Origin of the sequence: Algoriphagus sp. (assembly GCF_024642405.1) — a bacterium.
Lineage (GTDB): Bacteria > Bacteroidota > Bacteroidia > Cytophagales > Cyclobacteriaceae > Algoriphagus.
The window spans coordinates 1-9,103 of sequence record NZ_JAHEBC010000154.1 but is presented as its reverse complement, the minus strand read 5'-3'; the positions used below and the strand labels follow the sequence as shown (position 1 = coordinate 9,103).

Sequence of the window (9,103 nt, the reverse complement as noted above, 5' to 3'; positions counted from 1 at the left end):
GGCGCCATAACTTGGATTGCGACCTGAGTTGAAGCTTGCACCATCTGTTTTAATGTTTTCCCTTTCATTGAAACGATATGCGTCGCGTATCTCAAAGAAAGCAACATCTTGCGTTTTGTCTAGATTCCTGATGGCGGCAAGGTCATCCAAGATATAATAACCTCGTCCATAGGTGCCTACGACCAAGTCATCAAAACGCTCCTGTACCTCCATCCAATAAACAGGAGCAGGAGGGAGATTAAGTTTTAAACGACTCCAGCTTTGGCCGTCATTATGGCTTACATAAATACCCTTGTCAATACCGGCATACAGCAAACCTGCTCTTTTTGGATCTTCTTTGACCACATGCACAAAGCTCGATTCTGAGCTAGGAATACCCTCCGAAATCTTTGTCCAACTCTGACCATAATCAGTTGTTTTGAAGATATAGGGATCAAAATCACCCATTTGGTGCAAGTCAACGGTTACATAAGCAGTGGCTTTGTCATAGCGCGATGGTTCTATATTGGCAACAGTGCCCCATTGAGGAAGGTCCGGAATATTAGCAGTAAGGTTTGTCCAGTTCTCACCACCATCTTTGGTCAATTGTATTTGTCCATCATTGGTGCCAACCCAGATCACACCCGCTTCTAATTTTGATTCTTCAATCGCAAAAAGGGTTGCTCCATCAAAGGTCATCAGATTGTCAATGGCAACCCCTCCCGAGTTTTGCTGATGGTCTTTCAAGTTCAAGGTCAGGTCAGGGGAGATGATTTGCCAGCTTTGACCATCATCATCTGTTTTGTGCACAAATTGACTCCCAACATACACCCGTCCCTTGGTGTGAGGGGAATGACTAAGTGGGAAATTCCAATGCCATCGATATTTCATATCTGCCGGAGCCCAACCGTAGCCTGCTTCTGGCCAAACGCGTACTTCTCTTGAATATCCGGTTCTTAGATCATGTCTTTCCAAACCTCCATCATAGCATCCAGACCAAATGATGTTATTATCAGTAGGATCAGGTTTTGCAAATCCACTTTCACAACCTCCCACGCCTTTCCAAAGTCCTAAAGGAATGTAGCCCGCCAATGAGTTGCTAGGTCCCATGTAGGACCAGCCGTCTTGTCTGTTGCCAAAAACGTTATAAGGGATCTGATCATCAACTGCTACATGATACATTTGCGCGATAGGTAATACTACCCGTTGGAAAGTTTCGCCATGGTTATAGCTGATGCTCACGCCCCCATCATGAGCTACCATAATCCGGTCAGGATTAGTGGGGTCTATCCAAATGTCATGATTGTCACCACCTCCTCTGGGTGGCCTTGGATTCCTTGTTTTGCCACCATCCAAGGAATGAACAAACCGTACAGACATGGAATAAATCTCATTTGGATCGCCTGTATTCACTCTGAGTCTGGTGTAATAGGGTGCTCGTTCGTTCCAATCATGCTCTTGGCTCATTAGCGTCCAGCTCATGCCTTTGTCCGAGGAACGCCAGACTTCAGGACTTTCTGCTTCAAAAAGTGCATAGACCACATTTGGATCACTGTGGGAAACGGACACCGAAGTTTTTCCCACCGGCCTAGCTGCTCCGGAAGTCAAACCATTCTTGTTCATGGCTTCCCAAGTATCGCCGCCATCCGTAGATTTATAAATACCACTACCGGATCCACCCGAGTTGAGTCCCCAGGTATTGATATTGATGGACCACATGGCTGCATAAAGAATATCAGGGTTTTGGGGATCAATGGCTAAATCTGAAGCACCTGTCCCTTCATCGATGAAAAGCACATGCTCCCAGGTATCCCCACCGTCTCGGCTTCGAAAGATTCCGCGTTCTTTTTGTGGACCGTAAGTATGTCCCAATGAAGCTGCATAGACCGTTTTAGGGTCATTCGGATGAACTAGAACCCGGCCAATTCGGCCTGTTTTTTCCAAGCCTTTGTGTTCCCAGGTTTTGCCCGCATCAGGGGAAAAATAAATTCCATTCCCCATGGCATGCGCAGGTCGAATGACAAAAGTTTCACCAGTACCTACCCAAACTTGATTCGGGTCAGAAGGAGCAAGTTCTACGGCGGCTACTGATGAAATATCCTGATCATCGAAAATTGGCCGCCAATTGATTCCCATATCTTCTGTTTTCCAAAGGCCACCAGAAGCCGCACCGATATAAGCTACTTGTGGATTGCCCGGTACACCAATGACGGCAATAGCTCGATTACCTTCCGGTCCGATAAATCGAAACTGATGATTGTTGAGTTGCTCATCTAAAGAATTTTGAGCAATGGTTATTGATGTGATCAATAGGAGGGCTAAAAAACTAAGTAAGGCTCTTTTCATGGTTGTGTGGATACTTGGGAATTTCAAAATAAGAAATAATCACATAGGATTTATTCGAATGCCATGAAAAGAGCAGAAGTGCATTGATTGGAAATAGCTTGGTAGGACCAATTGTATTCCGATAGTTGTACAGGATTGTAAGGATAATAGTTTATGGTTCCTCTCGATGACTGGCTCAGATTACCCTTAGACAAACAATCTCACTTCACTAAGACCCGTTTGAGCGAGTTGAATCCTTTCCCGATCTGACACAATATTGAGCATAAAATTAATGTCAATTTAGCCTGAATTGTTACTTTACTTTCTTGAAATCAGAATATACTATCGTTGCGATAGATTGAGAAGTCTGGCCCAAAACTCTTACTGTCATATCCATGATCTCATTTGAAATATGATATCCCTCGGCCTCATCAAGGAGAATAAATTCTAAATCCACCTTGATATTTGAAAGGGTGGCTACTGAGACTTTAGTTTCCTTGAGGTTGACAATTGTGCCTGAAACTAGCTTTTTACTGTCTTTGTCAATGGTGTAGGTAGCTTCACAGTCTGCATAAAAGTGTAATTTTTTAGGTAATGATTTTTCTAAAAAGCGAAGACCTATTACCAGATGCTTGTCATCCTCACTGATCACTTTAACAGACGCCTGATCCACTTTGCCATTAAATTCGCCAGTGGAGTTGGTAGTTCTGTTAAAGGTTTTGTTTTCAGCGGCAGTGGCTGGTACTCCGTCCGTACTGACTAATGTCCATTGCTCGCCGACTGGTTTTCTTGGGTCAAATTCACTGATGGAAACCGAAGTATAAGAGCTACCATCTTCATTTTTTGAGACGCTGGTATTGGTAGATTTGAAATAGTAGGATGCATCAGCTTCTTTCAGACAGTGTTCGATTTGCTCGATTGTCACACCCGCATCATTTAGCTTGCGAATGGCCTCGTTGGACTGAGCAAATAAAATGAATGGCATAGTAAAGGCGAACAATAAAAACAGTAGGTGCTTTTTCATAATTCTGAGTGGTTTTTTGACGGAAGTAATTTAGGAATGTTTTTCAAATTCTTCGTTAGTGTTCAATAAATTCAATTTGTTTTTGACCTTATATTTTGTTGAAGCAAAAATGGATGGGAGGCAAAGAATGTTTTAAAATGCAGGGTTTGATATGTTCGTATTTGGTTTCTAAATACCTGGAATCGGATGGATCGCGGCTATTTTTAGAATCCCTGAAATAACCTAAGAGTTGGGCTTGGAAAACACTGATCCTATCATTTACTGCCAAAATTGTTTAGTGGAAGATTGATAAATTCTTAGCGTGGAGTAGGTAGGATTTCATCCCCTAAGCCTTTTCAAGTGGAGGTGATGAAATTGGAGATGGTTGGCATATTAAGGAGTACATACTCCCGAATTACTTTAATTCACATTAAAAAAATGATTTTCTCCTATCAGTATTTACAAATTATGTATCTTTTCCTATCACTGAGATTATTAGAGTCCGGCATAATTAATAAACAAGATGTTAGTGGATTGCGAAAATCATGAAGAAAATTAAAATATTTCTGGCATCATCAAATGAATTAATAAACGAAAGAGAAAAATTTGAGCTACAGGTTTATAGAAAATGTAAACTTTGGGTTGACAAAAATATTTTCCTTCATTTAGAAATTTGGGAAGACCTTTCCTCTCGGTTATCAGAAACAAGGTCTCAAGATGAATACAATAAAAAAATAGAAGATTGCGATTTATTCGTTTTGCTTGCCTATTCGAAAGTTGGGGTTTACACTGCCGAAGAGTTCAAAACAGCTTTCGGTAGTTTCGATAAAAGAAGGAAACCTTTTATTCTTACCTATTTCAAAGAGTATAAATCGGTTGCTGATCCATCTTTGGAAAACTTCAAAAACATGCTAAGTGACTTAGGGCATTTTTATAATCCGTATACAGAATTTGAGGAGCTTTGGATCTCATTTAATAAAGAGTTAGACCGGATGTTGTTAACTGGCTTCGAAGAATTCAATCATTCACAATCCGGCCAAAAAACAATAAATATTCAAGACAGTAAAAATGTGAATACCGGTAATGTCAACACTGGTGGGGGGAATTTTCGAATTGGTGACGGTTAATAATTTTTCAGAATGGACATAAGAAACTCAAAAAATATAAATACCGGTAATGTTAACACAGGAGGTGGCAATGTTCATCTGGGAGATAATTATTATAAAAGTCTAGAGTATAAGGATTTAAAAGAAAGAGAAGAAGAGTTGTCTGATGCTTTAAATTCCGCACAGAGTTATGAAAAAAGATTAAAATATAGTGAAAGGCTAAATAAGACAAGAGATCAAATAGAACAACTAAGAAAGGATGTGATTTCTTTAGCTGAAACGTTTCTGGATATGAAATTAGACACAGAACGTTTACAGCATGCCAAGAAGTTTTTTGAAGAAGGTAAATTCAAGGAAGCGGGTGGAAGTATGGAGGCCGGTGAAATGTCTGGTGATTTAGAGAGCTTATTGGAAGAAAGAAAGCTTTTGCAGGAAAAAATGAAAAGCAATCAAGAGCATCTAAAAAGTAATGCGAACGAATTTTTAATTCTAGCTAAGTTGACAGCAATTGATTATGAACTAAAAGACAGATTTGAGAAAGCAATAGAATATTATGAGATGTCTATCCAGGCAGATAGAAATTATGAAAATATCTCATCGTATGCGACCTTCCTTTACAAACATGATCGTCATTTAGAAGCTGAACGATATTATCAAGAAGCAGTAGAGATTGCCAGGAAATTAGTTCAGGAAAATCCTTTAAAATATTTACCGGAATTGGCAAAGTCACTTAATCTCTTGGGTGAAATCCAAAGGGTTATCGATCAACTGGATCAAGCGGAAAAATCATATCAAGAAGCATTAGAGATTTGTCGAGATTTAACCGATGACGGCCAGAATTCCCATTTAATCGAATTGGGCGAGGTGCTACATTCCATCGGTGTTGTATTTAGGCGAAAACATGAGTATGATACGGCAAAGGATTTTTTAGAAGAAGCATTAATGGTGAGAAGGAATTTGTCAGAGGATAACTCAGAAAAGAATCTGGACAATCTAGCCGATACCCTAAATAGTTTAGCGGTGTTGCTTTCCGCTATGGAATTGGATGAAAATGTGGAAGTTCTTTTTCAAGAAGCTTTAGATATACGGCGTAAGTTGAGTGAGAATAACCCAGATGAGTTTTTAGGAGCATATGCTCATTTGCTGGGTAACCTTGGCACCTTCCAGTTTTGGAATAACAGAGTTGAAAAAGGGCAAAAATTATTTCAGGAAGCTATCAAGTTTCTTCGGGAACTATCTGAAACCAACCCCCAGCAATATTTGTCAGAATTGGCGGATGTGTTGGTTAAATTTGCTGATAGCTTAATTGATGAATCTGATTATTTAGAGGATATAGAAATATTTGCTCAGGAAGCCTTGTCCATATATCGTAATTTGGCTGAATATAATGGCGCATCCTGGCTAGATGAAGTAGCAGATTCATTGTTTTTATTGGGAAGGATTAAGGAAAAGCAAAATAAAACTGAGGAAGCAGAAATGCTTTTTCAAGAAGCAAAAGAGATTTACAGCGAATTGTCCGAAACCAATATAGTTTTCATAGAATCTTATGCTTTTCAATTAAGTAAACTGGGGTTTTTCTTTTTTAATACTAATGATACGTTTGATAAGTCAGAGCGCTATTATAAGGAATCCATAGAAATATATCGAAAATTAGCAGAGGACGATCCTAAAAAGTCTGTGCCGGAATTAGTCATTCTTTTAGACAATTTGGCCATTTTATATGACAGCCTTAACGAAAAAAATAAAGCCAGGGAAATCCGTAAAGAAATAGCTATGATCAATAAAAAAGTATCATAAATCAACCTATCGGGATCCTGAACCTTGAAAGTTAAAATAAGGTCGGGATTTTTTTAATCAATCTTTTATCAAAATCTCTAGTTCATTTTTCATTCTGGCATTGTAGAAAAACCAGAAGATTACCCGAATTCTAGGGCTAGGAATCCCGCTACTGCGGTCAGCTACTCAGGATTGAAAGAGTTGATAGAGGTGGATTATTGGTAAATATCTCGTTTGGACCAATTTCATCTCGACTGTGGCACGGGATGGTAATGATATTGGGGTGTTTTACTTCAGGCAAATGTGGAAGAATACATCTAGTGCCAAGAACCAAGTGGCTACACCCAGACAGGAGTTGAAAGAATGACTATGATTTTAAATTTTAGAAAGGGATTTGGTCGTCATTTTTAAGGAAATCTTTGAGTTCATTAGGTTCAAATTTGTCCATTTCGATATTTTTATTTTCGAAAAATTGGTTTGCAGAAGATTTAATTTGATCCAAAAAACCCGTTTTCTCCTCAATTTCATTTTTAATCCTTAATTTTTCAAATTCATCTTCGGAAGAATTCAGCTTATCTTTTAGAGAAATTAAATCAGTTGGTAAACTTCCTAAGGTAGGAGATTCCTGAATCAAAGATAAAAACTTACTATTCGCTTTTTCTTCCATCTCAAAGGGGTAATATAATTCTAATTCATGTTCTAAATCTAATATTGATTTATCCAAAAAATGAAGCCTAATATATATAGTAAATGTTCCCCACCCTGAAGAATCAAGCCTAAAATTGTTAGTTCTTGAATTGATTTTCTTTACTGGGTTTTTGTAGGATGAGTGTAGATTGTAAATAACATAATCAATTTGTTCTAATCCAGAATCCGAAGATTCAATCCAAATACTCCAATCCCAAGAATCTTTTCCTTTGTATGTTGCTGATTGTTTTGTTGAATAATCAAAACCGCCATTATAGATTTTAAATTCTAGCTTTTCCATATCAATTATCTCTAGTCAAAAGCACATTAATGAGCCCAACTGATACATAGCCTGAGCTCCAACTTCCTGATGGAGATTCAATTCTAATATCTATTAAGGCATCTTCCGAAGGAATTTTTCGAATTAATATTGCATAACCACTAGGTTTTTTTCTCAACTGAGCATTTTCCACTTCATATTCCTTAGCCTTATGCAAAAATTGATAGGTACATCTGGTAAATGATAAATTCATCCTTATTTGCTCTGAAATATCCTCTGGAAGCAAAATAAACTCTTTGTAAGAGAGTCTAGTCTTAACATTCACTATGAACTTTGCCAACATAACAAGTAACATAGCTTTATCACCATCATAATGATAATACTGTCTATCTCCTGTTATTCCCGATTGCTCATCAATTCCATTTTCTCTTATTTCATAAATTTCCTTTTTAGAGGCTAAAGCAGTTGCTAGCTCCTCTATAACCCATTTATGAGTCAAAGTACTATCGGATTCTCGTTTAGTTAAAAAACCGATACAAGCATCGGCTTCTTGGATTTTTCGAATTACACCCTCAGACAAAACTTCACCTGGGATATTTTCACCTGTCAGAACTTCAAATCCGAGCGTATTTAAAAGAGGGAAAACATACTCTGGAATCCAAGCATCCCTCGAGTTATATCCATACCCTACAAAAACTTTCATTCTTTAATTTTTAAAAATTCAGACTGTATTAATTATAAAAACATACTAAATATAACTAATAGGCAACCAATCCAAAAAAACAAATGACACAATCTCTGCTGAGTTTAAAAGGATTTGGATCTGACGATATCTAATACACCGTAAGATCTGAAACACCCAGACTAGATATCGAAGATATTAACTATTCCTTAGAGTGGAGGTTCCTAAACTCTGAATTAAATAGGAAGTAGATTCAGGATGCGAGATAATAGACCAATTTCGACTTTTGATATCCGTTGTTTTAATCCATATGTTTAGCTATGCAATAACGCAAACCATTTTTGCTTTACGATCTATGAAACGAAGAGAATTTGTCCAATACGGCTCGGTAGCTTTTTGTGCCGCTCCGATGTTAACTTCGATGGTTTTTCGCTCCAGCATAAAAGATGAAAGCAAGCCCGACTGGCTGCTGAGCTTAATCAAGGCTAACGATAATCAGCTGGATCGGCAGCGTGGATACCGGGTTTCTGACATGAAAAGTCCCGCATACGGAGGCTTCCTGGACGGAGTAGAAATCCCAAATGCACATTCTACGGTCGCCTATATCCGCACGGCGGGCTGCGCTCTAGCGAGTCCTGAGAGCATGCACTATCGCTCTGAAGCCGTAGCCAAAGAACTCGAAGACGCAATAAACTACCTCCTGAAAATTCAACATTCCGACGGTACCATCGACCTGCTTTCTACCAATTTTCACTCTACGCCCGATACGGGTTTTATAGTCAAATGGCTGGTACCGGTTTACACCATTGTCTTAAGGGAAGATGACAATAGATACTCCACTCAGTTGGAACTCCTAAAAACCTTTTTGCAAAGGGCTGGCGAATGTCTGATCGTCGGAGGGATTCATACGCCCAACCACCGCTGGGTGGTTTCGGCGGCATTGACTAAGCTGAACGAGCTGTGGCCCAATCCGCGCTACGTAGCCCGCATCGAGGAATGGCTGGGCGAGCATATAGACATGGATCCCGATGGACAGTACGACGAGAAAAGTACCCTCATCTATTCGCCACTCACCGATCGGGTGCTTATTACCATCGCCAAAGGAGTAAAAAAGCCGGAGCTTTACGAGTTTGTGCGTAGAAATCTGATGATGACTACGTACTATATCCATCCTAATGGTGAGATCGCCACTGACGCGTCGGGCCGACAGGATAAGGCCGCCATAGGAACCATGGAAGGTTATTACTATCCTTATCGTTTTATGG

The 9,103-nt window shown here is 39.2% G+C and carries 6 protein-coding genes and 1 pseudogene; 3 read left to right on the top strand and 4 right to left on the bottom strand.

Annotated elements, in window-relative coordinates; translation table 11 throughout:
• Both Q0L68_RS12250 and Q0L68_RS12245 read right to left on the bottom strand, forming a co-directional pair.
• On the bottom strand, window positions 1-2,325 hold a 2,325-nt coding region (locus Q0L68_RS12250; protein WP_296703493.1), incomplete at its 3' end, for a glycosyl hydrolase.
• A 292-nt stretch (window positions 2,326-2,617) separates the two neighbouring features.
• Window positions 2,618-3,328 carry a hypothetical protein gene (locus tag Q0L68_RS12245; RefSeq protein ID WP_296703492.1) on the bottom strand — a complete coding sequence of 237 codons (711 nt, stop codon included), beginning with the start codon at window positions 3,326-3,328 and terminating at the stop codon, window positions 2,618-2,620.
• 524 nt (window positions 3,329-3,852) lie between these two features.
• On the opposite strand from Q0L68_RS12245, the gene Q0L68_RS12240 reads away from it, so the two are divergent.
• Window positions 3,853-4,434 (top strand): hypothetical protein, encoded by a 582-nt coding sequence (locus Q0L68_RS12240; RefSeq protein WP_296703490.1) that lies wholly within the window; start codon window positions 3,853-3,855, stop codon window positions 4,432-4,434.
• A 12-nt stretch (window positions 4,435-4,446) separates the two neighbouring features.
• Complete coding sequence (locus tag Q0L68_RS12235; protein ID WP_296703489.1) at window positions 4,447-6,210, top strand: tetratricopeptide repeat protein; 1,764 nt, start codon at window positions 4,447-4,449, stop codon at window positions 6,208-6,210.
• A 361-nt stretch (window positions 6,211-6,571) separates the two neighbouring features.
• On the opposite strand, the gene Q0L68_RS12230 is transcribed toward Q0L68_RS12235, so the two are convergent.
• Window positions 6,572-7,177, bottom strand: a complete 606-nt coding sequence (locus tag Q0L68_RS12230; protein WP_296703488.1) for a pYEATS domain-containing protein — start codon at window positions 7,175-7,177, stop codon at window positions 6,572-6,574.
• Window position 7,178: 1 nt separating this feature from the next.
• Window positions 7,179-7,859: a hypothetical protein gene (locus Q0L68_RS12225; RefSeq protein WP_296703486.1), complete on the bottom strand. Its 681-nt coding sequence runs from the start codon at window positions 7,857-7,859 to the stop codon at window positions 7,179-7,181.
• Window positions 7,860-8,193: 334 nt separating this feature from the next.
• Between Q0L68_RS12225 and Q0L68_RS12220 the strand changes: the two are divergent.
• Window positions 8,194-9,103: pseudogene (locus tag Q0L68_RS12220) on the top strand (hypothetical protein); the annotation flags it as partial.

Excerpts from the sequence above, each read along its gene's own strand:
- Q0L68_RS12245 (WP_296703492.1), bottom strand. The coding sequence starts at position 3,328 with ATGAAAAAGCACCTACTGTTTTTATTGTTCGCCTTTACTATGCCATTC.
- Q0L68_RS12240 (WP_296703490.1), top strand. The coding sequence starts at position 3,853 with ATGAAGAAAATTAAAATATTTCTGGCATCATCAAATGAATTAATAAAC.
- Q0L68_RS12235 (WP_296703489.1), top strand. The coding sequence starts at position 4,447 with ATGGACATAAGAAACTCAAAAAATATAAATACCGGTAATGTTAACACA.
- Q0L68_RS12230 (WP_296703488.1), bottom strand. The coding sequence starts at position 7,177 with ATGGAAAAGCTAGAATTTAAAATCTATAATGGCGGTTTTGATTATTCA.
- Q0L68_RS12225 (WP_296703486.1), bottom strand. The coding sequence starts at position 7,859 with ATGAAAGTTTTTGTAGGGTATGGATATAACTCGAGGGATGCTTGGATT.